Origin of the sequence: Actinoplanes italicus (assembly GCF_003001815.1) — a bacterium.
In the GTDB taxonomy this organism is placed as follows: domain Bacteria; phylum Actinomycetota; class Actinomycetes; order Mycobacteriales; family Micromonosporaceae; genus Actinoplanes; species Actinoplanes italicus.
Map to the genome: position 1 here is coordinate 140,612 of NZ_PVMZ01000016.1, position 24,969 is coordinate 165,580.

A 24,969-nucleotide genomic window follows, 5' to 3' on the forward strand; every position below is an offset into this window, starting at 1 on the left:
TTCATGGAGGAACTCGACGACCCGGTAGGCCGGTCCCTGCACGGCCACCACGCCCACCTGGCCCGCCGCGTCGGCAGCGCCGCCACCTACCGGGCAGGCGTCGCCCGTTTCGCCGCGGTGCCGCCCGAGCCGACCGGATCCGACTGGGACGACCTCGCCCGGCTGCTCGGCAGCGGCCGGATGGCCGACCTGTTCACGGCCGAGGTCACCCCTCCCCGGGGCTGGGAGCCGGCCTTCGAGGCGCCGGGCTTCCAGATGATCCTCGACCGGCCGCTGACGGCACCGGTCATGGCGGACCCGCTCGGCCCCGGCGACGTGCCGGACATGCTGACTCTCGTCGAGCAGACACGGCCGGGGCCGTTCGGGGAGCGGACGATCGAGATGGGCGCCTTCTACGGCGTACGGGAGAACGGGATTTTGATCGCCATGGCCGGTGAACGCCTGAAGCCGCCCGGCTGGACCGAGATCAGCGCCGTCTGCACCGCCCAGGAGGCCCGCGGCCGAGGCCTGGGCACCCACCTGATCCAGGCGGCCGTGACCCGGATCCTCGCCCGGGGCGAGCGGCCGTTCCTGCACGTCCTGGCGCGCAACACCGGCGCGATCCGCCTGTACGAGCACCTGGGCTTCATCGTCCGCCGCCCGGTCCGCTTCCACGGTTGTCTTGTGCCCTGACCCCATGGGAGAGGAATCACCGACGGCTGGTCCGGTGTGCCGGCGGCCGGTGACGCCGTCGTGGTCGTCAGCCACCGGCCGCTGCCCGATCAGTCGCTGGTGAGGTTCCCGACGCGCCGTTCCACACCGCCGGTCGAGGCCGGCGTCGAGCTGGCGAAGCGATGCGGGCTCGTCGCTGGAGAGGTGACGGGAAACTCTGAGCGGACCGGGAGTACCCAGCTTTCGCAGTCGGGGTCCAGCTCGGCAGCCCCGTCTCAGCCCTCGAACCCAGGTGCCATGACGTGGCTTGGCTACGGCTGGGGCACACATCCAGGCTTCGCGTGTGCTCCTGACGTCGTCGGCAACAACGGTGAGGTCCCACGTCGCGGGTCCGTGGACGCCTGCCGTCGCCATCGCGGCGGCAGGGTCGCGCGCAACGGCTACGTGTGATCCCGCCGCCGCAACACCGGCCCTGCACGGCGGCGCTCTCCGGAGCGCCGGATCAGGCCGCGCTCTTAGAGTCGGTCAAGCGATCCCGCTGCCGTCTTTTCCGCCCCGGGTTTGATGGAGATATTGCCGGCGGCTTCCACGGCTGAGCTACGGCTGGCGGGCCGCACCCTGACTGCGAAGGCTCTCTAGACACCTTTCGCAGTCGGGGTTCCCGGCCCGTCAGCCGCATCCGTCTGAGCCGTGGTGGCGCCCGGTCGGCTGATGCCCTGGCGTTGCCGTCGTGGGCTCCGGGGTGACGGGGGTCGGTTACCGCCGCGGCCCGGTGCTGGACGATCAACTACGGCCGTTTTCGGAGCCGGGCTCCGGGATATCGCTGCCTCCGGCCCGGCAAAGGGTTCGCCGCCCACGGCTGGGCGATCAGGCGGCCTGGGGAAGGGTTCGCTGCGCACGGCTGGGCGATCAACAGCCCGGGAAAGGGTTCGCCGGGCACGGCTGGGCGATCAACAGCCCGGGAAAGGGTTCGCCGGGCACGGCTGGGCGATCAACAGCCCGGGAAAGGGTTCGCCGGGCACGGCTGGGCGATCAACAGCCCGGGAAAGGGTTCGCCGGGCACGGCTGGGCGATCAACAGCCCGGGAAAGGGTTCGCCGGGCACGGCTGGGCGATCAACAGCCCGGGAAAGGGTTCGCTGCCCACGGCTGGGCGATCAACAGCCCGGGAAAGGGTTCGCTGCCCACGGCTGGGCGATCAACAGCCCGGGCACGGCTGGGCGATCAAGCGGCCCAGGACAGGACCGTCCCCACCAGCCCCAACCCGACCCTGACCGCGAAAGGTGTCTAGACCCTGGGGGCCAGGGCGGGCAGTCCGGTCGCGGTGGCGGCGATCATGCGTTGCAGTGTTGGCCGGAACGGGGGAAACACTCGGGCGATCTCGGGTTCGCGCTCGTAGAGCTCGCGCAGTGCTTTCGGAGGGCGGGTCAAGGGGAACAGTTTCGCGACGAATGCGCTGGCGGCCATGACCAGGGAGGCACCGTCGGTGTCGGTCAGCTGTGGGCAGGCGGTGGTGATCTGCCGGCCGACGGTGAAGTAGGTGTCGATGGCCCACAGCTTGTAGACCCGCAGGGCCGCGACTGAAACGTTGTGTTCCAGCATCGTTTCGGCGTGGGTGGTCAGGTCGCAGTACAGCGGCCGGTCGGCGTACGCGTCGGCCAGCGCGCCCGCCGCAGCGGAGAAGCCGCTGGCGTGCTGCAGCGCGGCGCCGGCGGCAGCCGCCCAGCCGTTGCCTTCGCGCATCGTCAGTTGCAGATAGATCTCTTCGCGCGTACCGAAGTAGCGCAGAACGTTGGATTTGGCGAGCCCGACCGCGCCGGCGATGTCGCCCAGGCTGACCCGGGCGACTCCCGCGTCCCGGGCGAGATCAGCCGCGGCGGCGAGGATCGTCTCGCTGCGCTCGTTCTTCTGTTCCGGGCGCCTGGCCCGCTGAAAAGAGCTCTTCTCCATGACAGCCATCACCCTATCCCGCCCCGTAAAGGAACGGCATTCTCTTGTTAAGAGGACGGTGTTCTTATAAAGTCGTCGACCTGTTGCCCCTCGCTTCGAACGGCAGGTTCATGGCTCTCAGCAGCACCGACCAACCTCGCACGACGAAAAGCACCGGTCAGCGCCGCTGGTCGGCGCCCCGAACTCTCGCCCTGGTCATCACCACGGGCATCGTCGCCGCACTCGTCTTCCTGGCCGTGCGACCGCAGAACACCATGGCTGTGCCGGACGGCGCGCGAGCCGGCGATCTCTCGATGCAGAAGTGCGACTACACCACCGAGGCAGGCACCGTACGAGCCGAGTGCGGCATCCTGGTCGTCCCGGAGAACCGGGGTGACCAGGCGTCCGACCTGATCGCCCTGCCGGTGGTGCGGATCCCCGCCTCGGCGCAGCAGCCCCGCGAACCGGTCTTCCGGCTGGGCGGTGGCCCCGGTGCGACGAACATGACCTTTCCTCAGGCGAGCCGGTTGACTGCTGAGCACGACGTGGTGCTCGTCGGCTACCGCGGGGTGGACGGATCACGGCGGCTCGACTGCCCCGAGGTCACCGGCGCGATGCACACCAAGGGCGACCTCACCGGCGCCGAGTCCCAGCGGGCCGTCACGATGGCCTTCGAGGCGTGTGCCGAGCGCCTGACCAGGCAGGGCGTCGACCTCACCGCGTACTCCGTGGCACAGCGGGTCGACGACATCGAAGCCGCCCGCACCGCACTGCGCTACCCGAAGATCAACCTCCTCAGTTCGAGCGCCGGGACCCGGGCCGCGATGGTCTACTCCTGGCGGCACCCCGCGTCCCTGTTCCGCTCCGCGATGCTCTCCGTCAACCCGCCCGGCCACATGGTCTGGGATCCGAAGATCACCGACGATCAGATCAGCCGGTACGCACAGTTGTGCGCGGCCGACACCCGGTGCTCCTCCCGTACCGATGACCTGGTGGCCTCGATGCGGGACGTCGCCACCGACATGCCGCGGCGATGGGGCCCGTTCACCATCAACGAGGGCACCGTACGGATCGCGAGCATGTACGGCATGCACCACAACGGCCGCGGCTCCGCACCGCTCAACGCCCCCACCGTGATCGACGCCTACCTCAGCGGCCCTCGCGCGCTCTGGGCCATGTCCGTGCTCGGCGACCTGCAACTGCCCAGCTCGATCGTCTGGGGCGAGTTCGCCTCGTTCGCCATGATCGACGCGCCCGCCGCGAAGAGTTTCTACCAGGCGGGCGGCGGCACCGGCTCCGTCCTGAACGGCGACGCCACGGACTTTCTCTGGGGCGGCCCTTCGGGTTACTCCACTGTCTGGCCGGACAGTCCCGACAACGCGCAATACCGTACGCCGCGGCCCAGCACCGTGGAGACGCTCCTGGTCAGCGGCACCGTGGACTTCTCCACCCCGGCCGAGCTGGCCACCGATGAACTACTTCCCCTGCTGCCCAACGGCCACCAGGTGATCCTCCCCGAGCTGGGCCACACCGCCGACTTCTGGGCACACAACCCCGACGCGAGCAGCCACCTGCTCACCACCTTCTACAACAGCGGCGAGGTCGACGACTCCCGGTTCGGCACCCGCCCGGTCGACTTCGAACCCGGACAGTGGACCATGTCCACCATCGCGACGGTCCTGCTCTGCGTCACCGTCGGCGGCTCGCTGATCGCCCTGGCCCTGCTCACCGCGATGGTCCGGCGGGCCCGCCGCGGCGGGTACAGCCCCCGGGCCGGTGCGTGGCTGCGCGCACTGACCCCGATCCCGCTCGGCCTGGGCGCCTGGTTCCTGAGCGCCTTGCTCGTCTGGGCACTGGGCCTGACCACCTTCGTGGCCGGCGCCACCGTGGTCGTACCCGCTGTCGGGGCGGCCGTGGGACTCGGCGTGACCGCAGCCTGGACTCGACGTGACCGTCCGCTGCGCCGTGGCCTGGTCGTAGCCCTCGGCGGGGCGGTCGCCGGAGCAGCCCTCGGTCACGGCGCAGGCTCGCCATTCCTCGCAACCCTCACCGCCATCGCGGGAGCAGCCGCATCAGCCAACCTCGCCCTGATGATCCTCGAATCCCGCCTGCGCGGCCCTCGCTCAGCGAGGGCCTGACGGTCTTCCGCTCGGGGTGCCGATCGGCCGGCGGATCGCGGCAGCGACCGCCGGCCGCCGTCCTCGCCTGTCACGGTCAAGCTCCACCGGCCCGATTCGCGCCGCTGTACCGCGCGGCCGGAGCCCTCGGGGCGTCACCTCGTTGCAACGGGGCCAGCGAGCTCGATCGGCTATGTCCGCCAACTTCTGCGGGGGGCGGATCTGATTGTCTGAACGCCGGGCACGCGGCACCGCCGTGGTCGAGACATGCCGGTGCCGCACCGCGGACAGGCGGTTAAGAGAACGTCGTTTCCTTGTTTAGGAATCGGTGTTCTTGTAAGGTTCGATGATCGATGTTCAGAGCTCCACTGCGGCCCACCTCACCCGAAGGCAGACGCATGACCACCAGCAGCACCGACCTCGGCGAAACTATCGACGCCTTCGTGGCCGCCTTCAACGACCCTCAGCCTGACCTCGACCGGGTCATGTCATTCTTCGCCGAGGATGCCCGCTACCTGCCCGGCCACGGACCTGAACTACACGGCCTCGCAGCCATCCGAGCGGAGTTCGCGCCGCAGTTCGCCGGTCGCTACGGCGCGATGACCTTCGACGTTTACGACCACGTGATCGACGAGTCCCGCCGCCGCGCGACGATCCGGTGGGCCTGCCGGTTGGACCTGACCGGCACGCACGGCGGGCGCGCGTTCCCGCCGGTGCGGTGGTTCGCCCGGATCCGCTATCGCGGTCGTTTGCAGTGGCACGGGCTGGACGTCTTCCACTTCAACGCCGCGGGACAGATAACCGGCAAATTCACCTACGCAACATTCCGCCTGCCGCTCTGGGAACAGGCAAGCTGATCAGGTTGCCGTCGATCGCGGTGGTCAACGCCCGCGGTCATCCGTGGGCGCCGGCCCGAGACGACCGCGCCGGCAGGACGACGGAGAAAGTCGGCGATCCGAGGAGGCCCGCGGGCGGGTGATCCGCCGGTGAGCCGGAGCCGGGGGCATCCCACGCCTCGAGCAAGAATGCCCCCGGTCAGCTGTTACGGCTGCACGCTGCCCTGATCGCGGGCGATGCGGACCAGCTCCATCAGGCCGCCCGCGTACTCCTGGGACTCGGGGTGCGCCTCCTCGAACGGCGGCTGGAAACCGACGCCCTCCCACTGCTGGGTGGCCTCGTTCCAGCGGTCGTTGCCCACCTCGAAGTTCCAGGCCGTGATGCCGAGCTCGTAGTAGAGGTGGTCGGCCGAGTTGCCGGCCGCCGAGTAGAGCACGTCAGCGACGGGTCCGGTGTACGCGGGCCAGGTGACCGTCCCACGCTCGGCGGAGATGGCGCCGACGATGCGCTTGGCGCTGTCCAGGAAGAACTTGGACTCGTCGATGGACGGCCGCGGCAGTGTGACGCGACCCGGAACCTTGTAGGCGCCCGGCGACCACATGAAGTAACCGCCGTAACTGTGCACGTTGAGCGAGAACTTGATGTTGCTGTGCTTGCTCGCGAGCGCCACGACGTTGCGGCTCTCGGCCTCGGACAGCTCACCGGTGCCGGCGTGGGTGCCGGACAGGCAGTTCGGGCTGCCGCCGACATAGCCGTCGAAGTACGACCCGACCGCGTAGTTGCGGTTCACGTCGACGCCCCACGAGTCGCGGTAGCGCGGGTCACGGCTGGCTCCCGTGCAGTGGTTGACCAGGTTCTTGCGCTGGAAATTGAAGTCGTTGAAGGAATAATGCGCGCCGTCCGGGTTCACCATCGGGATGATGAAGACGTCCGTGGAGTCGACGAGCGCGCGGGTGGCCGGGTCGGTCGCGTAGTTGGCCAGCAGCCGCTCCGCGAACTCCAGCGTGACCAGCGGGGTAGCCCATTCCCGGGCGTGTTCCTGCGAGTAGGCGAGCACGCCGGGCTTCGACCCGTCGCGGAACTTGCCGATCCGCAGCGCCTGGACGGTCTGCGGGCCCTTCGGCACCTCGGTGCCCTTCAGGCCGTCGTCGAGCCGGACCGGGGCCACGACCGGCATCGGCAGCCCGGCGGAGCCGTCCTCGACGAAGGCGCGGAACCGTTGCGGGAAGCGGGCGGTGATGAGGGCGGCGACGTCGTCGGTCGTGCTGATCACCTTGCCGGCGGCGTCCGTGGCGAGACTGACGGTCAGGACCCGGTCGCGGTACGAGGCAGCGAGCGCCCGATTCGGCCGGGCCGGGTCGACCGTGCGCGCCTGGACGCCGTTGAAGCCCTGGTCACCGAACTTGACCGACTCCACGACGACGGCCGCTGCGGCCGGGTCGCCCAGGTACGCGATGGCCGTACGCCGATAGCCCTGGGTCTTGTTCGGAAGGTTGATGACGTCGACAAGTGCCGGGTACTGCCGGTCGAGCCGCTTGATCCGGGCCCGGATGTCGGCAGGTGTCATGTAGGCGTCGATGAAGTCCTTCTGGTACCCACTGGGCAGCGCGGGCGGGGTGGCGCCCGGCCAGGCCTGCGGGGTGTTGGCGCGGGACTGGCCGCCGAGGCTGGAGGTGGCCGTGACCGACACCGGCTGCGCGGGCAGCGGCTGCGGCAGCGCGTAGTGGTACTGGTACTCGCCGGCGTCCTCGAAGCGGACCAGCGGGTACGTGCCGGTGGCGCCGCTCGCGGTGCGCCAGGTGACGGTGATCTCGACGTCGGGGTCGTCGCTGGCGGTGGTGGCGACCTGGGTCTGCAGGAACGTGCGCCCGCTGGTGGTCCACCAGTAGGACTGCAGGAACTGCAGGGTGTCGGCGGCGGCCGGTGCGACGGTCCGGTTCTGGGCGAGCCGGCGGGCGCCGTCGGACTCGCGCTGGATCAGCTGGACGGCGGTGGCGCCCTCGGAGGTGAGGGCGCTGAGCTCACGGTCGTCGACGACCATGTCGAGCAGGACGGCGACCGGTATGACCCGTGGCCGTGCGGCGACGTCGGCGCCCCGGGCGAGCAGGCGGTCGACGGCCGCCTCATCGGGTAGCTGGAAGCGGATCAGGGCCCGTTCGCCGTCGGCGAGTGTGATCGGCGCGGGGGTGGGCGCCTGGGCCTGCGCGGTGACCGGACCGGCGGCTGCCGGTTGGGTCGTGAGCAGTGCGGCGGTCAGGACGGTGGTGGCGACGGTGGCCAGCCAACGATGTCCGGACGACATGGAACCTCCTGCGGCTGTGAAGGATGTCGCCCCTCACCGCAATCCATAGATCGCCATATGTCAATGGCCACTGTCCGCCGTGTCGCGCAGGCCGACGCAGTCGTAGTCCCAGAAGGTGTTCGAGTAGACGAACGTCCCGGTCATCCAGGGCTCGTAGGCGGACAGTTTCACGACCTGGAACCCCGCGTCCGGGACACGCAGCGAGGGCTTCCGGAAGCCCTGGTCCACGGCGGGGACGAACCCCAGGCGGGAGTAGTAGCGGGGGTCCCCCTCCAGGAAGACCAGCGGGACACCCTGCTCGTCGAGTTGCTTCAGACCGGCGCGTACGAGCTCGGACCCGACACCCTGGCGCTGCCACCGCGGCTCGACGGCGAGAGGGCTCAGAGTCCGGATCGCCACGAGCTTCCGTGGTGCGTCGAGCAGCGCCCGGCTGAACATGACGCTCCCCACGATCTCGCCGGCCCGCTCCGACACCAGCGAGGTCACCGCCGGATCGTCGCGTCGCAGGGCGCCGACGAGTTGAGCCACCGTATTGCCGTGTTCGCCGCCGAAGGCGCGCCGATGGATCTCGACCACGACGTCGTGGTCGCCGGGCTGCTCGATACGAATGGCCATGGCAGGCAACGTAACGAGACGCGCTCGTGGGGCCAATCCAATTACCCGTGTCAGTGCCGTGTCAGGGCCGTGTCCGCCGGCGCGCCGATGCTCATCGACATGACAGACACGCTGCACACCGCCACGAAGAAGACCGTCGTCGAGACTCTGCTCGCCGAGCGGCACTCGCTGCCTCTGACGATCGCGCTGCATCTCGTGCCCGGGGTCCTGATCGTCGCCGCCTACCTGTTGATCGCCGAGCCGTTCGTGAACGCGATCGGCTATCCGATCTTCCTGGCCTGGGCGGTCGCCCTGGTCATCGTCCTCTTTCCGCTGCTGGGCGTCATGTTCTGGCTCGGCCGCAGGCGCAACGGCCGGTTCTCGCTGGACGGCGTGGTCGGATACCGGGAGAAGTCGATGTCACGGGGCAGGCTCGTCGCTGCCGTCGCCGGCCTGATCGTGTGGATGACCGTGGTCTCGCTGGCGCTCACCCCGCTCGACAACGTCGTCTACGAGAACTTCTTCACCTGGGTGCCGTTCGAGGGTGCGGGCGGAAGTGCGACGACCTACCTCGACGGGTACGCGCACTCGCTGCTGGTCACCACGATGCTGATCTGCCTGCCGCTGACCGGGTTCGCGCTGCCGCTCATCGAGGAGCTGTACTTCCGCGGGTTCCTGCTCCCCCGCATCGCCCACCTGCGAGCCGGAGCGCCCGTGCTCAACACCGTCCTGTTCTCCGTGTACCACTTCTGGGCGCCGTGGACCGTACTCTCGAAGCTGATCTTCCTGTTCCCGGCGGTGTGGCTGGTCTGGCGCCGGCATGACATCCGGCTGTCGATCGGCATGCACGCCGGTACGACGCTGCTCATGGCCTCGCTCGGCACCCTGGCTCTGATGCTGAATCTCGTGTAGAACGTGCGCATGACGCTCACGGACGAGCAGAATCTTCAGCCTGACATCCCGCACGCGGCCCGCATCTGGAACCACTGGCTCGGCGGCACCGACAACTTCCCCGCCGACCGGGCCGCCGGTGACGCGGTGGCACAGGTCTATCCCGAGATCGTCGACATGGCCAGGCAGTCGCGCAGGTTCCTGATCAGGGCTGTGCGCCACCTGGCCGGCGACGCCGGGATCCGGCAGTTCCTCGACATCGGCACCGGCCTGCCGACCATGGAGAACACCCACGAGGTGGCCCGGGCCGTGGCGCCCGGGTCGCGGGTCGTCTACGTCGACAACGATCCGCTGGTGAAGGTGCACGCCGCCAAGCTGCTGGCCGGGGACGACAGCGGCATCGTCCACATCGACGCCGACTACCACGACCCGGAGCGGATTCTTGCCGTCGCGGGCCGGACGCTCGACTTCTCCCAGCCGGTCGGTGTCATGTTCATGGGGGTGCTGGGTTATGAGCCGGATCTCGGGGTCGCCGCGTCGATCGTGAACCGGGTGACGGCCGCGGTCCCGTCCGGCAGTCACCTGGTGCTGTGGGACGGCACGAACACCACCCCGGCGGTGGTCGAGGGCGCACAACGGCTGGCGCAGAGCGGCGGGGTGCCGTACATCCTGCGGAGTCCCGACGAGATCGGGAGCCTGTTCGAAGGCCTGGACCTGCTGGAACCGGGCCTGGTGCAGCTACCGCAGTGGCGCCCGGACGACGAGCCGGAGTGGCTTGACGCCTACGGCGCGGTGGCCCGCAAGCCATAGGGTCCTCGGCCCAGACCCCGGTGGCGGTTTTGCCGCTGGGGGTAGGCATCGCGTCACGGGACCGGGCCGCCACCCGCGCGCCGTTATGGTGACCGGCATCGATGCCGTGACGGGGTTGTCGCGGCGCACTGGGGGATCGTGGAAGGAATCGCCATGCGTACATTGCTGCGCGCGGGCGCGGTTGCGCTCGTCGCGAGCCTGGCACTGGGAAGCGGGGCAGTCCGTGCTCAGGCCGGATCACCGCCAAATCCGGCGGCGGACCAAGCACCTCGCATCGTGGACCACGGGGTGGAAGAGGCCGGTCTCGCGGCCGCGGTGGACCCGCCCGAGGTGAACCTCGTGGACCTGGTCCTCAGCTACCGCAACGGCATGCCCCGCGAGGAGAACACGAACAGGTTCCGGTGGAACGCGGACAGTCCGGCCGAGGTCACCGAGATCATCAAGGCCATGCGCCTCGCGAACAAGGGCGAGCACGAGACCCGGGACACGGCTGCGCGGATCCTGGCGACGTACGGCTACAACCTCGACCTGGTACGAGACTCGGTCAGCCACCGGAACTATCTGGTCATGTCGGAGCAGACCCCGTGCCAGCGGTGCTGGGGCCTGTACATCCTCCGCTACGACTCCTCCTCGGCGGCGGTCAACGTGGCCGTCGAGGTCCCGCACCCGTTCAGCGACGAGTCCAGCGAGGAGATCGGCATCGAGGCCTTCCGCCAACTCGACGCGAAGATGTTCGCGATGGCGGGCGCCCACCGCAACTCCAACACCGCCACCCGGCCCGGATACCCGAACAGCCGGGTCTCGGACATGGCGCGCAGCTACGAGAGCCTGTTCCACAAGGTGCACACCAACTTCACGACCAGGGCGCCGAATGCGACGCACGTCCTGCAGGTCCACGGTTTCGAGGCGCGGCCGGGCTACCCGCAGGTGGTACTCAGCAACGGAAGCGCGCAACCGCACACCCTGCTGCGATCGTTCGCCGATCAACTGAACCGCGCCGGTGTGACGGCCGGCGTCTATGACGGCCAGCAGTACCCGGCCTTCGGCGCCACCGTGAACCCGCAGGCCCGGCACACCAGGAACAAGGGCGGCTTCTTCTATCACCTGGAAGCGGTGCATGCCGTCCGGAGCAACCCGCAGACGTACCGCGCGGTCATCTCAGCCCTGGACCAGACGCTGTTGCAGGGCTCGCCGGGCGCCGTGGCGAACATTCCCTACGCGGCGGACTACGACCGGGATGCCGCTGTCGGCTACGCCCTGCGCTACGCGCTGAACCGGAACGAGGCCTACTACGACTGGTCTCACCGGGAGCTGGGCGGCGACTGCACGAATTTCCTCAGCCAGGTGATGTTCGCCGGTGGCTGGAGGTACGACGAGCCATTGGTCGAGAACCCGGTGTCCCGCCGGGACTCCAGCTTCTGGTACTACCGGCCCGACGACCCCAGCACGTCGTCGTGGACGTGGGTGAACGCCAACATGTGGGCGTCCTTCGCCAAGAAGTCCGGCCGCGTGGAGAAGGTGAAGTACCTCAGCGACGTCGGACTCGGCGACATCGTGCAGATGGGCGACTCGGTGGAGCGTGCCAAGTGGCACTCGATGATCGTCACCGGGTTCGACGAGCGGGGCCCGCTGCTGAGTTACCACAGCAACAACAACCTGAACAGGCCCCTGTGGGAAGTCTTCCGCGAGTACCGGCACGAGAGCACCATGTTCTTCGCCTGGCGCGTCGTCAAGGTCTCCTGACCCGGTTGCCGGCCGAGGACTCCTCGGCCGGCAACGCGACTCCTTCACGCTGCGGCGTCAGCGCTGGGTGACGGTGACGGCGGTGAGGGCGCCGGTGGTGATGGTGGCCCAGGCCGGGGAGACGGCGGTCTCGCCCTCGGCCCAGACCAGTACGACATAGGTGCCGCTGCGCAGACCGGTCAGGTTCAGGGTCCCGGTGGTGGTGCACCCGGAGCGGAGGAAGTAGTCACCGGACGCGTCGGCGCAGAACGCGGCGATCGGGCCGTCGGCGTTCTCGAAGGTCACGTCGAGGTCGCCGGTCGGGAACAGCGAGTCGTTGACGACCGTGGTGCCGCCGTCGGTCACCGTGTACCACGTGGCGGCGGACTCGCGGGTCTTGTGCGGAGCCCACAGCTCGTCACCGGTCTCGGGGAAGTAGAAGCCGATCCGGTAGCGACCGGCCGGCAGCGGCTCGAGCCGGTAGTGGCCGGATTCGTCGGTGACGGCCTGCGGGAGCAGATAGCCCGGCGTTCCGGAATAGGCCTTGACCTGCAGGCGCGCGCCGGCGACCGGGGTGCTGCCGTCGGCAGTGGTCAACGTCCCTTCGATCACGCCGCCGCCGGCAGCGGCGGCGGCGTGCGCGGGAGCCGGGAAGACGGCGAGAATGGCCAGCAGAGCAAGGACGAAAGCTATGAATCGGGAACGATGCATATAGATCACCCTAATTCATCGAAGCCTGCGGCGCGGCCCCGTTCCGTCTCGGGCGGCGGTCCGGCCGACTCAACCGGTCAGACGAGGGCCGCCATCGCGGCGCCGGTCAGTTCGACCGAACGCACCCGGTCCTCGACCGACTGGGCGTGGTGGGCGGTGATCAGCTCGTCGGCCTGTGACGTGGCGGCGAACTCCTCCAGGTAGTCGCGGACCTCGTCCGGGGTGCCGACGGCCGTGTAGCGGGTCATCGACGCCAGGTTCTGACCGCCCGGTGAGGCCAGGAACGCGTCGATCTCGGCGTCGGTGTAGTTGCGGCCGACGCCGCCGCGCGAGATGAACGCGCGGGTCCGGGAGCGGTAGGCCGAGGTCATCTGCGCGACGGCCTCGTCGTGGGTCTCGGCGGCCACGACATTGACCCCCACGATGACGTACGGCTCCGCGAGCTGCTGCGACGGCGTGAACGTCTCGCGGTAGACGCGGACGGCCTGGTGCAGCGCGTCCGGGGCGAAGTGCGACGCGAACGCGTACGGCAGACCGAGCCGCGCGGCCAGCTGCGCCCCGAACAGCGACGATCCGAGGATGTAGAGCGGAACCGGCTGCTCGGCGCGCGGCACCGCCTGCACGCCGGGGATCACGGACTTGCCGGCGAGGTAGCCCTGCAGCTCGACCACGTCCTGCGGGAACGTGTCGGCCGACAGGTGGTCGCGGCGTAGCGCCCGCATGGTGACCTGGTCGCTGCCGGGCGCGCGGCCGAGCCCGAGGTCGATGCGGCCGGGGTAGAGCGTCTCCAGCGTGCCGAACTGTTCGGCGATGACGAGCGGTGAGTGGTTGGGCAGCATGATGCCGCCGGCGCCGAGCCGGATCGACTCGGTGTGTGCGGCCACGTAGCCGATCACGACGCTGGTGGCCGACGACGCGATCACCGGCATGTTGTGGTGCTCGGCGTACCAGACCCGCTGGTAGCCGCTGTGCTCGGCGGCCCGGGCGAGCGCCACGCTGGCCTCGAGGCTGTCGCGTGCGGTCTGCCCGGCGGAGATCGGCGCCAGGTCGAGCAGGGAGAGTGCGGTGGGCATGAGCGTGTCGCCTTCCGGTGTCACAGGGTGTGGTGCAGGCGTTCGGTGAAAGCGCGGATGCGTTCCTCGTCGCGGCGGTAGTAGATCCACTGTCCGCGCCGGGTGGCGCGCAGGAATCCGGCCCGCTGCAGGATCGCCAGGTGGGCGGAGACGGTGGAGACGGAGCATCCGGCCCGGCGCTGGATCAGCCCCACGCAGACGCCGTCGTGCTCGCCCTCGGTCCCGGGGAAGTTCGCGGCCGGGTCTTTCAGCCACTCCAGGATCGCCAGGCGCGTCTCGTTCGACAGCGCCTTGCACTCCTCCAGCATCTCGGCGCACAGCCCTTCGATGTCTCGCGTCCTTCGGCATTTCGCTTATTAACGAAATTACGTCACCCACCGTGGATGCTGCCACTCTCCATGACACGGCTCACGGTTCAGGTCGCCGGCGTGCACACCAGGTCGTTGACGGTGAACCACGCCGGGTCGGCGCCCGCGACGCCGACGGCACGGAAGCCCAGGGAGATGCTGCCGCCGACCGGGACGTCCGCGTTCCAGCCCTTGTCCCTGGTGGTGACCACCGTGGTGGGGGTGATCAGCTCGGCGTTCCAGAACTCCACGACCGTCGCCTCCAGCGGGAAGCGGAAGGTCCAGCCCTTGATGGTCACGCCGCCGGTGTTCTTCACCGTGATCTCGGCGGTGAGCCCGCCCGTGTACGGCGACGCCTTGTACCTCACCGCGCACCCCGCGGCGTCCGCCCTGGCCGCTCCGGCCGGCCCGGCGACACCTGCCAGCGCCACGACGACTGCCAGCCCCCGTCCGATTCGCGACATGATCGGCCCCCTTCCGTATATAAACTAATGTCGATGCATTCTGGGGTACTCGACTGGACGGGGACTGGACGCCCGAGATGACGCTGCGGATCCAGGTGCTCGGGCCGATGCGCGCCTGGCACGACGACGAGCCGATTCCGCTCGGCCCGCCCGCGCAGCGGACCGTGCTGGGCCTGCTCGTGCTGGCCGGCGGTCAGCCGGTCGGCCTGGCCGGGCTGATCGACGCGATCTGGGGCGACGAGCCGCCGGCCAGCGCCGTCAACGTCATCCAGACCCATGTGAAGCGGCTGCGCCGGGTCCTCGAGCCGGCGCGGGCGCCGCACTCCCGCAGTGAGCTGCTCCCGTACCTCGGCGACGGCTACCACCTCGTCGTACCGGCGGACCGCATCGACATCCTGCGTTTCCGGCAGCTGCTGCACCGCGCCGCCGCCAGCCGGGAGGTGGAGCCGCTCAGTGAGGCACTGGCGCTGTGGCAGGGTCAGCCGTTCGCCGACCTGCCGCAGCTGGCCGGGCACCCGAAAGTCCGGTCGATCGTCGCCGAGCACCGGGCCGCGCTGGCCCGCCTGGGCGCGGCGCTGCTCGCCGCCGGGCAGACCGGAGGGGCGATCACGGCGTTCGAGGAGGTGACGGCCGCCGACCCGCTCGACGAGGCCGGTCAGGCCGGGCTCGTGCGGGCGCTGGCCGCCGCGGGACGGCGGGCGCAGGCCTTCGAAACCTTCCATACGGTACGGCGGCGGCTCGCCGACGAGCTGGGCGTGGATCCGGGTACCGAACTGACGGCCGCCCACCGTGAGCTGCTCGACGCCGACGCCCGGACGAGCACGCCGGCACCGCCCGTGGTGGCCGCGGCCCGCCCGGTCCCGGCCGAACTGCCCGCCGACGTCCCCGGATTCACCGGCCGGGCGCACGAGATGTCCCGGCTCGACCGGCTGACCGGCACACCGGACACGTCCACCGTCATGATCGCCGTCGTGTCCGGCACCGCCGGTGTCGGCAAGACCGCGCTGGCCACCCGCTGGGCGCACCGCAACCGCGACCGGTTCCCGGACGGCCAGCTCTACGTGGACCTGCGCGGCTACGACCCGGAGCAGCCGGTGTCGCCGGACGCCGCCCTGGCCCGGTTCCTGCGCTCGCTCGGCCTGCCGGGCGAACAGATGCCCGCCGACGTCGACGAGCGCGCCGCGCTGTATCGCAGCCTGCTGGACCGTCGCCGGGTGCTGGTGCTGCTGGACAACGCCGCCTCGGTCGACCAGGTCCGGCCGCTGCTGCCCGGTACGCCCAGTTGCGTCGTGCTGGTGACCAGCAGAGACAGCCTGCCCGGCCTGATCGTGCGGCACGGCGCGCGACGACTCGACCTGGACGTGTTGCGTCCCGACGACGCGCTGGCACTGCTCGGACGGCTGGCCGGTGACAGCGTGACAGGGGATCCGGAGGCCGCCGAGGAGCTGGCCGCGCACTGCGCCCGGCTGCCGCTGGCGCTGCGGATCGCGGCCGAGCTGGTGCACCGGCGGGCGCCCGCGACGCTGGCCTCGGTGGTGGGTGAGCTGGCCGACCATCGGGGGCGGCTCGGTCTGCTGTCCACCGGCGATCCGCACTCCGACATCGGTGTGGTGTTCTCCTGGTCGTACCGGGATCTGCCCGCCGGCGCAGCTCGCACGTTCCGCCTGCTCGGGCACCATCCGGGCACCGAGATGGACGCGCACGCGGTGGCCGCGCTCACCGGCGGCACCGAGACGCGGGCCCGCTCACACCTCGGCCTGCTCACCGCGAGCCACCTGGTGCAGCGCACCGGCGACCGGTACGGCATGCACGACCTGCTGCGGGCATACGCCAGGGATCTGGCCGTCCGCTGCGGCGAGATCGGGCTGCCGCAGCCGCTGCTGGACTTCTACCTGCGGACCGCGGCCACCGCGATGGACCTGCTGTTCCCGGCCGAACGCGACCGTCGCCCCGGGATCCCGGCGACCGGCGGACCGGCGCTGCCGTTGCCCGACAGCGGCGCGGCCCTGGCCTGGCTGGACGCCGAGCGGGCGAACCTGGTGGCCACCGCCGTGCACGCGGTGGCACACGGCCCGGAGGGGTACGCGGTACGACTGGCCCAGGTGCTGCTGCGTTACCTGGAGAGCGGCGGCCACTACCCCGACGCCGTGGCCCTGCACGGGCACGCGCTGCGGGCGGCGGAGCGGCTGGAGGACCGGCACGCCGCGGCCCAGCTGCGGATCAATCTGGGCGTCCTGCACGTCCAGCAGGCCCGCTACGACGAGGCCGGCGCCGAGCTGCAGCGGGCCGTCGACCTGGCGCTGGAGGTCGGCGACAGTCTGGTCCGGGTGCGTGCGCTGGGCAACCTCGGCCACCTCTACCAGTGGCAGGGCCGCTATGCCGAGGCGGCGCGGTTCCTCGGCGAAGTGGTCGCCGTGGCCCGGCACAGCGGGGACCGGGCCGGGGAGGCGCGTGGTCTGGGCAACCTCGGTCAGGTACGGCTGCGTCAGGGCCGCCACCCGGACGCGGCACACGACCTGCGGGCGTCGGCCGCGATCTGCCACGACATCGGTGACGCGGTGGGTGAGGCGTACGCCGTACTCCATCTCGGTCATGTCGAACTCTCCTCGGGCCGCTCGGTGGAGGCCGCCGCCCTCTACGAACAGGCCCGCCTGGTGTTCTCGGGCACGACCGAACTCGCCGGTACGGCCTACGCGCTGGACGGCCTGGGCGGTGTCGACGTGCTGCTCGGCGAACACCGGCGGGCCGCCGACCGGCTCGGTGAGGCGCTGGAGCTGTTCCGGCGCATCGGCGAGCGGGCCGGCGAGGCCCGGGTGAGCAACAGTCTCGGCGATGCCGCGGCGTCGACCGGCCGTCCGGCCGACGCCCGGGAGCACCACCTGTCCGCGCTGCGTATCGCCGGTGAGATCGGCTACCGGTACGAACAGTCGCGCGCCGAGCAGGGGCTGGCCCGGTTGTCGGCCGGCCGGCACGAGATGCCGGTGTAGGCCCGCCGCCTACCTGTCGAGGGCGACGGCTACGTCGGTGACGTCCAGCGGGAACGTGCCGATCAGGTTCGTCGTCCCGGTGAGCAGGTCGACGCCGTAGAAGTTCTGCAGCTTCGGCTGGTCGTCCGGCACGACCGGGGTGAGGGTGGCGAAGGCCGTCAGGGTGGCCGTCCTGCCGCCGGTGAGGTCGCTGAAGATGTCGAAGCCGGCGTTGCCGTCGGCGTCGAACCCGAGACCACCGGTCGCCACCAGCAGCCCGTTGTTGGCCGGTGACTGGATGACCACCTGGTCGGTGGTGGTGTTGATGTCGAACAGGGTGGTGCCGGTGGCCGCGTTCAGGTCGTTGTTGGTGTAGGCGGCGGCCGTGACGCCGCGGGCCGGGCCGGTCGCGGGCGGCGTGGTCAGCGTGGTGTCCTCGAGGGTGGTGTGGTCGTTCAGGTTGTGCCGCAGGTTCTGGGCGTTGTCGCTGATCACGCGCAGCCGGTCGGCCGCCGGGTTGAAGTCCACGCCGAAGTTCGTGCCGTACAGCGGGACCTGCAGCTGCGAGACCTTCGACGCGATAGCGCTGGGGATCCCGATGGTGTAGATGCCGCCCTTGTTGCCGACGGCGTACAGCTTGCCGTCCTGCACACGGAAGTCGACACCGATGACGGCCGTGTCCCCGGTCAGCCCGGTGATGCGCCGTACCCAGTCGTTCTGCTCGGGTGTGGCGGTCCAGAACTGCAACATCAGCGTCCCGTTGCCGGCGATGCCGTACGCCATCAGGCTCGTCGCCGCAGCCGACGCACCACCGCCGTTCATGCCGGCCACCACCGCTGTCGTCGCGGTGACCACTGTGGCGGCCGCGGCGAGCGCCTTCTTGATCCGTGTCCTCATCGGTGTCCCTCATCTCATCCGTCGGTGCTGTCCTGCGGCCGAAGCTATGCAGGCGCACTGGATGCGAACTGGACATCACCTGGACTCCCCCGACGGGCAGCCCTTGTCGATCACCGATACGGTCGACGTATGGCCGGCAACGCTTTGATCATGTACGAGACCAGCACCGACGGCGTCACCCTGCGTGCCGCCCTGGCCGGTGAACTCGACCTCGACGACGCCGACCAGGTCCGTGACAACCTCGCGGCGGCGGCGCAGGCGTCCACGTATCAATTCCTGCAGATCGACGTCTCCAACGTCACCCTGATCGACTCGTACGCGCTGGGCGCCCTGGTGAGCGTCCGCAACGCCGCCGCGGCGGCCGGCGTCGTCGTGTCCCTGACGAACCCGTCCCCGCCGGTGCTCAAGGCCATCCAGGTGACGGGCCTGTCCGAGGTGTTCGGCCTGCCACCGATGAATCTCATGTCGGAAGGGTGACACTCACGGGGGCGTGAACAGGTTACGCGGCACAATGACGAGGCTTTTCTGACCTTCTGTGCCTGATTGGCGAGCGTTTGGTGGGAAATCGCGGCCCGTCCGCCTCCGAGCTGGCGGTGACGCTCGAGCCTCCTGATGATGCGGGGGCGAGGACGGCAGGCCAATACGAGTGGCAGGCGGCGATGGCTGCCGCCCACGGGTTGGGGATGTACCACCGCAGCCTCGGACCCGACGGGCGGCTCCAGGCCGATCACCGGTCCCGCGTGCTTTGTGAACACCACGAGGACTGGATCGTCCTGGTCGGTGAACGTGCCGAACTGGTCTCGGCCAAGCACTACGGACCACGCTTCGGCGCCTACAGCACCATGAACTCGCTGGCGAGCGACGGCGGCCTGGCCCACCTGTTCGACCGCTGGCACACGATGCAGGAGAAGCCCGGATGCCGCCTTGTCACCACGGCCGGCGTCAATGGCCCGGCCAAGTTGCTCATCGACATCAGTAACCACCTGGGCAAACTCCGGAGGGCCGGCGCGGAACTGTCGGTCGAGGACGCGATGAAGGATCACCTGCAGAGTTTCGGCAAGGCGCTGCTGAAGCACTGCACGGCACTCGGCGGGCGCTGGCAGCCGACGGGCTCGGTCCTGAGCCCCGGACAACTCGACGAGGTGATGCGATTCCTCTCGGTGTTCCGCTTCCAGAGAAGCCCCGAGCAGGACGTCATCCGGGACGCCGCACCCACGAGGTACGTGAAGCCGGTGCTCGACCGGCTGGCCAGCACCGCCCCGCCGGTCGCGGTCTGGGACGAGGTTCTGTCCCTGTTCCGGGAGCGGATGCAGGCCGCTGGTCCGACTCCGACCGGCAGACTCCCGGATGTACTGACGGACGACCGGGGCCCGACGACTGCCACCGCCTCCGAACGGGAGGGCGATCTGCAGAACCGCATCGTCACGCTCGACGAGATCGACGCGACGATCCGGATCGCGATCAGATCCTTCGAGATCGTCCGCTCCGACCCTGCAGAGACGACGATGATCGTGCCGGACTTCTACGAGGACGTGTGGACAGCGGAAGGACTGTCGATCGGCGGCACTGTCCGGGCCGCCGAGGTCGCAGCCCTGACCACCACCTCACGTCCCGGTCTGAGTCGCGTCGACGCGGCCCGGCGCAACAGTGCCCTGACCACACTAGGGCTGGCGCTTCAGGCGAAAAGCGTGTTCACCGCCCTGAACGGCGAGGCGCTCCTCTCCGCCACCCTGCACATCATCTACAAGCAGGAGGTGGGCCGCTGGCCGACCGGTGATCGCGCCGACCGCATGCTGTTCGAGGCTGCGGATGCCCACCTGCGGTTTCGCCGCCAACCCCACGGGTCGGCGCTGGGGCCTCTCACCCGCTTCCTCACCGGGCTCGCCGCGTCAGCGTCACCGCGGATACCGGCCGCCCTCGATAGCTTCGTCACCCGGCAGGGTGAGCAGATCGGCGACGCTCATGATCTGTTCTCGCGGCGCCGGGAGAAGCCCGCCTGGCTGCTGATCGACCTCGGCCCGGAGAGCCTCGGTGAGCAGGGCCGGCTCGCCGAGATCACCTGGTGGCTCCACCAAGCGGGCGAGACGACGGAGCCCACGACCGTACGGGTGCACGGCGGAGAGAACGCAATGCGCCAGGCGATTCGTGAGCTGCTGGAGCGCATGCCGATGCATCGGCCGCTGCGCGTGGACATCGCGGCTCCGGCCAGTCTGCTGGCCGGCGGCATCGACCAGTGGCTGGTCCATGAGGTTGACGGTGAGCTCGAACCGATCGGCGCCGAGTGTCAGGTCCGGATGCGATGGTCGCAGCGCCTGCACGAGCCCCGGCTGCAGCGCCGGGTGACCGAGCGGGCACGTGACGAGCCCTGGGACGACCGGCCGCCGGTCGCCACCGCCACCGAACTGTCCGCGGCGGACAGCGGTGCCGGCTGGCTCGGCAAACGCAAAGAGCGTGCCTTCCTGGTCGGCGGCGACCCGACCGGCTCCGGCTCGGGGGCGCTGCGTGCCGCCTTACGCATCGGCTTCGGTTTCGTGTTCTGGTACGACCGCTACATCACACCGGACCTGCGGGCGGCGACGATGCGCGCCATCAGACCGGTGCCGCCCCAGGCTCGTCGTACGGCGTTGCCCGAACTACCGGAGATCACATCCCTGGTGCCGACTGTCATCTGGGACGACCCCGACGGCAGGGACGGTTATCCGCTGCCGACGTCGGCCCTCACCGAGAACCCCTGACCCTTGTTGGGAGAGCACGTGGAACCGACATCGTCCTGGCGGATCTTCCGCGGTGACAACCGCAAGCCGGAACCCGAGGCAAAACCGTGGAAACGCCTGCCCAAGCCGCCTCCATGGCGGAACCCGGCGACCGCGGGATCGCGATTCGTGCTGTCCGAGAAACTGCTCGATGCCATCAACGTGGCGCTGCACCTGCGGCGGCCTCTGCTGCTGACGGGCACTCCCGGTTGGGGGAAGTCGACCCTCGTTCAGCGGATCGCGATGGAGCTGGCACTCGGTGATCCGCTGGTATGGCACATCACCTCCCGGAGCACGCTCAGCGAGGCCCTCTACCAGTACGACGCGCTGGGCCGGTTGTATGCCACCCAGAGTGGCGGCCAGGCTGTGAAGGAGAATGCCGAGGTGCAGGATTTCGTCCTGCTCGGGCCGCTGGGCACCGCACTGGCCGACCAGGACCGGCCACGCGCAGTTCTGATCGACGAGATCGACAAGAGCGACTTCGACCTGCCCAACGACCTGCTGAACGTCCTGGAGGACGGTGTCTTCGAGATTCCGCCTCTGGCCCGCGCGGCACGTCACGAATCCGGGCCCGACAAGCGGCAGGTCCTCGGAGCCGATCGCTGTCCGTACCCGGTGACCAATGGCCTCGTCGAGCGCACCCACTGGCCGGTCATCGTGATGACCAGCAACGGCGAGCGCTCTTTCCCGGCACCGTTCCTGCGACGTTGCGTCCGCTTCGACATGCCGGCTCCGGACGAGCGGTTCATCGCCGACATCGTGACGACTTACCTGGGCGACGTGGCGGACACCGAACGGCGCTCGATCACCGAGTTCGCGAAGCGGCTGCGCACCGGAGAGATCCTCGCGGTGGATCAGCTACTGAACTTCGTCCACCTCGTTTCCGAGCAGCCGTCGATGCCCGACGAGGCTCGCCGTCGAGCGCGTGACATGCTCCTCGCCGAGCTCGACGACTGATGGACCACGATCTGGTCGAGGCCCTCACCCGTGCTCTGCCCGGGATCAGCCCCGAACAGCTCGCCGAGGCGGTGCTCCTGGCCTCGCGGGCGGCGGACGGGCGCCGTCCCCCACGGGCTCGGCCACGACGGCGGGCCGGCATGGACAGTGCCGGCGATCAGAGCCCGATCGCCGAAACCGAGAATTCGCCCACGGCGGACCCAGGCCCGCGGCCCGGCCAGGATCTGTCGCTCGACAGGGCCCGGAACCGCGATCGCGATCGGCCGGCTCCGCCGCGATCAGCCGACGGTGCGGGCATCCCGGTCGGCCTCCGGGTCTCCCGACCGCGGCGCATGCCGCTGACCGGGGCTCTGGCGCCGTTTCGCCGGATCACCCGGCCCGGGATCCCGGCGGTCGACGTCGACCGGACCGTCGAGGCGATCGCGGAGGCCCACCAGCTCGTCGTGGTGACGACGCCCCGCCACGAGCCGAGTCTCGACGTGATCCTGCTCGTGGACCAGACGCCGGCCACCCCAGCGTGGGCGCCTCAGATCAACGACCTGGAGAGTCGGATCCGCAGGGCGGGTGCCTTCCGATCGGTCACCCGCTGGATGCTCGACGGCGATTCCGGGCCCGAACCGCGGGTGCGGCGAACTCGGCGGCCGGACCATCCAGCGGCCCGGCTGGCCGACCCCACCGGCAGGACCCTGCTGCTGATCGTCACCGATGCGGTCTCCACCCACTGGTACGCCCCGCCGATCTGGCGTGCGATCAACGCCTGGGCTCGCGTCATGCCAACCTCGCTGGTGCAGATTCTGCCGCGGCGTCACTGGTCGAGCACGGCGATCGGCGCACCGGCCGTCGCGGTGCGCTCCCACGGCCGCCGGGAAGGCACCCTGGCGGGCGAGGTCCGCATCCCGTGGTGGGCCGACGACGATACGGCGACGGGTCGCGCCATTCCGGTCACCTCCTGCTCCCCGCACGATCTGCACCGGTGGGCGCGGGCCGTCACGACCGCCAGCGGCTGGACCGACGCTGTGCTCTCCCGGCCCCCGACCCACACGGGTCCAGCACCACACGGATCAGCGCCGTCCGTACCCCAGCGGGTTCAGGCGTTTCAACGCCGCGCCAGCACCGCCGCGCTCAGTCTCGCCCGCCTGGCGGCGCACGGTGATGTCCTGTCACTGCCGCTGCTCCGGGTACTACAGGAGAAACTGGTGCCGGACGCCGATCCCGCCGCCACAGCTGAACTGCTCGTGAGCGGCCTGCTGGAGCGGACCGACCCGGAGGCCACCCGGTTCCGGTTCCGGCCGGGAGTGGCCGACCTGCTCCTGCAGGGTGCCACGCTCGCCGAGGAATGGGACAGCTTCCGTGTGCTCAGCGAGCACCTGGAACAACACGCAGGCCTCGGCGGAACGGTGCACGCTCTGCTAGCCGATCCTGCCGGAGATGCCTACCTCGAACGGGGGTTGCGACCGTTCGCCGCCATGACCCGCGACATGGCGGCACGACTCGGCATCGACCTGCCCTCGGCGATGGCAGCACACGAGCCTGCCCTCGACTGGATCGTCGAGCTTCGCGACGGGCAGGACCGGGTCCTAGGGAACGGCGCTCTCATATCCGACCGCAGCGCCGTGATCGTCATGCCGCCACCGCCGCACGGCTCCCGGCTGGAAACTCGGGTGCTCTTTCCCGGCCTTCCGGAAACCACTCCGACGTGGGCCCGGCCGTGGACGCCGGCCGAACCGGACTGTGCGCTCTGGGACATGCGCGGACCGGCACCCACCGAACCGGCCGTCGTGGACGACGCGGCCCACGGTGACGTCGTACACGTGATCACGCATGTGAGCGGCCGGATCGTCCGGAAACCGGCGGTGGTCGGTGAATGGCTGGACGCCGGACGGCGCACTCTGCTGACCGAGTCGGACACCGGACGGCTGCCCCATGGCGCAGCCGTCGTCCGGCCCCGCGACGGGCGGCTGATCGGTCTGGTGGCGGATGACGTCATGATCCCTGCAGGCCGCCTCGCGGATGCGGCCGCCGGCCGGGACCGTGGTCCGCTGACTCTCCGCCCCGTGGGCGCCGACGACGGTCCTAACGTCGCGCGACGGCGTTTGCGGCTGTTCCTGCGGGAAGCCCGGGAACGGGCGGGCCTCACTCAATGGCAGGTCGCCGACGCGATGGAGTGGTCGCTCTCCCGATTGATTCGCATCGAAAACGGCGACGTCGGCATACCGCTCGCCGACCTCAGGAACGTGCTGGTGTTCCTCGGCGTGAAGGACCGCGACCTGGTGGCTGAGCTACTGGCTGCGGCCCGGTTGGCCCGCGTCAGGCCGACGACCTGGAGCCGTGGAGGACAGTTCCGAGGGCACATGTCGGATGCCATGATCAAAATCATCGAATATGAGGCCGAGGCCGACGAGATCCGGATTTATGGGATCAGACGCCTTCCCGACCTGATGCAGACATCGGCGTACAGCGAGTCCGAACTCATCCGGCGTGACGAGGACGACCGTCCACCGGAGTGGGCCGAGGTCGCCGGGCGGGCTCACGCACGACGCCGAGAGCAGGTCCATGCCCGGGCAGGTGATTCGCTCAGCCTCTTCGCGCTCGTGGACGAGGCGGTGCTGTGGCGGCTCTCGAGCCGCCCGCGGATGCACCGGGAGCAGCTGCCGGATCTGCTCCGGAAGGTGATGTCCGGAGCGATACGAATGCGTATCGTGCCGTTTGCCGCCGGGGCCCCGCTGTACCTGGGTGACTTCGAGGTGGTCACGATGGCGGGGGACGACGCTCTCTACCGGGACTTCGCCGACTCCTCGGACGACCTGGTGGAGGATCCCGATGTCACCAGATCGATGCGACGTCGATTCGACAGAGCGTGGCGGAGCGCCCTCAGTGAGGAGGAGACCATCGCATTCCTCCGGGATCGGATCCGAGGGGCGCAGTAACCGGGGTGCGGGCGTTGCGATCG

General features: G+C 69.8%; 19 protein-coding genes. 11 read left to right on the forward strand and 8 right to left on the reverse strand.

What is annotated here, in order from left to right; translation table 11 throughout:
• The first annotated feature begins 3 nt into the window (after positions 1-3).
• A complete protein-coding gene (locus CLV67_RS33025; protein ID WP_106325470.1) occupies positions 4-672 on the forward strand; it encodes a GNAT family N-acetyltransferase in 669 nt (222 codons plus the stop codon).
• A gap of 1,264 nt (positions 673-1,936) precedes the next feature.
• Here CLV67_RS33025 and CLV67_RS33030 read toward each other — a convergent pair.
• Positions 1,937-2,599, reverse strand: a complete 663-nt coding sequence (locus CLV67_RS33030; protein WP_170154090.1) for a TetR/AcrR family transcriptional regulator — start codon at positions 2,597-2,599, stop codon at positions 1,937-1,939.
• Between the two features lie 110 nt (positions 2,600-2,709).
• Between CLV67_RS33030 and CLV67_RS33035 the strand changes: the two genes are divergently transcribed.
• Positions 2,710-4,716 carry an alpha/beta hydrolase gene (locus CLV67_RS33035; RefSeq protein ID WP_106325474.1) on the forward strand — a complete coding sequence of 669 codons (2,007 nt, stop codon included), beginning with the start codon at positions 2,710-2,712 and terminating at the stop codon, positions 4,714-4,716.
• Positions 4,717-5,093: 377 nt separating this feature from the next.
• The gene (locus CLV67_RS33040) at positions 5,094-5,552 is read left to right on the forward strand and encodes a YybH family protein (RefSeq protein ID WP_106325476.1); all 459 of its coding nucleotides are present in this window, start codon (positions 5,094-5,096) and stop codon (positions 5,550-5,552) included.
• A gap of 185 nt (positions 5,553-5,737) precedes the next feature.
• Here CLV67_RS33040 and CLV67_RS33045 read toward each other — a convergent pair whose 3' ends face one another.
• Together CLV67_RS33045 and CLV67_RS33050 are read right to left on the reverse strand one after the other, a co-directional pair.
• Positions 5,738-7,834, reverse strand: coding sequence for a M14 family zinc carboxypeptidase (locus CLV67_RS33045; protein WP_106325478.1), 2,097 nt, complete (start codon positions 7,832-7,834; stop codon positions 5,738-5,740).
• Positions 7,835-7,894: 60 nt separating this feature from the next.
• Complete coding sequence (locus CLV67_RS33050) at positions 7,895-8,449, reverse strand: GNAT family N-acetyltransferase (protein ID WP_106325480.1); 555 nt, start codon at positions 8,447-8,449, stop codon at positions 7,895-7,897.
• Between the two features lie 99 nt (positions 8,450-8,548).
• Between CLV67_RS33050 and CLV67_RS33055 the strand changes: the two genes are divergently transcribed.
• The 3 genes from CLV67_RS33055 (at position 8,549) to CLV67_RS33065 (ending at position 11,872) form a co-directional block, all read left to right on the forward strand.
• Complete coding sequence (locus tag CLV67_RS33055; protein WP_106325685.1) at positions 8,549-9,340, forward strand: CPBP family intramembrane glutamic endopeptidase; 792 nt, start codon at positions 8,549-8,551, stop codon at positions 9,338-9,340.
• Positions 9,341-9,349: 9 nt separating this feature from the next.
• Positions 9,350-10,129 carry an SAM-dependent methyltransferase gene (locus tag CLV67_RS33060; RefSeq protein WP_106325482.1) on the forward strand — a complete coding sequence of 260 codons (780 nt, stop codon included), beginning with the start codon at positions 9,350-9,352 and terminating at the stop codon, positions 10,127-10,129.
• A 276-nt stretch (positions 10,130-10,405) separates the two neighbouring features.
• Positions 10,406-11,872: an amidase domain-containing protein gene (locus CLV67_RS33065; RefSeq protein ID WP_170154091.1), complete on the forward strand. Its 1,467-nt coding sequence runs from the start codon at positions 10,406-10,408 to the stop codon at positions 11,870-11,872.
• Between the two features lie 57 nt (positions 11,873-11,929).
• Here the strand turns inward: CLV67_RS33065 and CLV67_RS33070 are convergent, their stop codons facing one another.
• The 4 genes from CLV67_RS33070 to CLV67_RS33085 form a co-directional block, all read right to left on the reverse strand.
• Positions 11,930-12,562, reverse strand: a complete 633-nt coding sequence (locus CLV67_RS33070; RefSeq protein ID WP_106325486.1) for a carboxypeptidase-like regulatory domain-containing protein — start codon at positions 12,560-12,562, stop codon at positions 11,930-11,932.
• A 77-nt stretch (positions 12,563-12,639) separates the two neighbouring features.
• Complete coding sequence (locus CLV67_RS33075; RefSeq protein WP_106325687.1) at positions 12,640-13,635, reverse strand: LLM class flavin-dependent oxidoreductase; 996 nt, start codon at positions 13,633-13,635, stop codon at positions 12,640-12,642.
• A gap of 20 nt (positions 13,636-13,655) precedes the next feature.
• Complete coding sequence (locus CLV67_RS33080; RefSeq protein ID WP_106325488.1) at positions 13,656-13,943, reverse strand: ArsR/SmtB family transcription factor; 288 nt, start codon at positions 13,941-13,943, stop codon at positions 13,656-13,658.
• Between the two features lie 107 nt (positions 13,944-14,050).
• Entirely contained in the window at positions 14,051-14,446 is a 396-nt protein-coding gene (locus tag CLV67_RS33085) for a cellulose binding domain-containing protein (protein ID WP_106325490.1), read from the reverse strand.
• Positions 14,447-14,523: 77 nt separating this feature from the next.
• On the opposite strand from CLV67_RS33085, the gene CLV67_RS33090 reads away from it, so the two are divergent.
• Positions 14,524-17,433, forward strand: a complete 2,910-nt coding sequence (locus tag CLV67_RS33090; protein ID WP_106325492.1) for an AfsR/SARP family transcriptional regulator — start codon at positions 14,524-14,526, stop codon at positions 17,431-17,433.
• Between the two features lie 9 nt (positions 17,434-17,442).
• On the opposite strand, the gene CLV67_RS33095 is transcribed toward CLV67_RS33090, so the two are convergent.
• The gene (locus tag CLV67_RS33095; RefSeq protein ID WP_106325494.1) at positions 17,443-18,309 is read right to left on the reverse strand and encodes a DUF4394 domain-containing protein; all 867 of its coding nucleotides are present in this window, start codon (positions 18,307-18,309) and stop codon (positions 17,443-17,445) included.
• Between the two features lie 129 nt (positions 18,310-18,438).
• On the opposite strand from CLV67_RS33095, the gene CLV67_RS33100 reads away from it, so the two are divergent.
• The 4 genes from CLV67_RS33100 to CLV67_RS33115 all read left to right on the forward strand — a co-directional run bounded on the left by CLV67_RS33100 (position 18,439) and on the right by CLV67_RS33115 (position 24,946).
• Positions 18,439-18,786: an STAS domain-containing protein gene (locus CLV67_RS33100; RefSeq protein WP_106325496.1), complete on the forward strand. Its 348-nt coding sequence runs from the start codon at positions 18,439-18,441 to the stop codon at positions 18,784-18,786.
• A 206-nt stretch (positions 18,787-18,992) separates the two neighbouring features.
• Positions 18,993-21,044, forward strand: a complete 2,052-nt coding sequence (locus CLV67_RS33105) for a VMAP-C domain-containing protein (protein ID WP_106325498.1) — start codon at positions 18,993-18,995, stop codon at positions 21,042-21,044.
• A gap of 18 nt (positions 21,045-21,062) precedes the next feature.
• Positions 21,063-22,019: an AAA family ATPase gene (locus CLV67_RS33110; RefSeq protein ID WP_203737876.1), complete on the forward strand. Its 957-nt coding sequence runs from the start codon at positions 21,063-21,065 to the stop codon at positions 22,017-22,019.
• Positions 22,019-24,946: a helix-turn-helix domain-containing protein gene (locus tag CLV67_RS33115; protein WP_106325500.1), complete on the forward strand. Its 2,928-nt coding sequence runs from the start codon at positions 22,019-22,021 to the stop codon at positions 24,944-24,946. The genes CLV67_RS33110 and CLV67_RS33115 overlap by 1 nt, the downstream gene beginning before the upstream one ends.
• Positions 24,947-24,969: the final 23 nt, after the last annotated feature.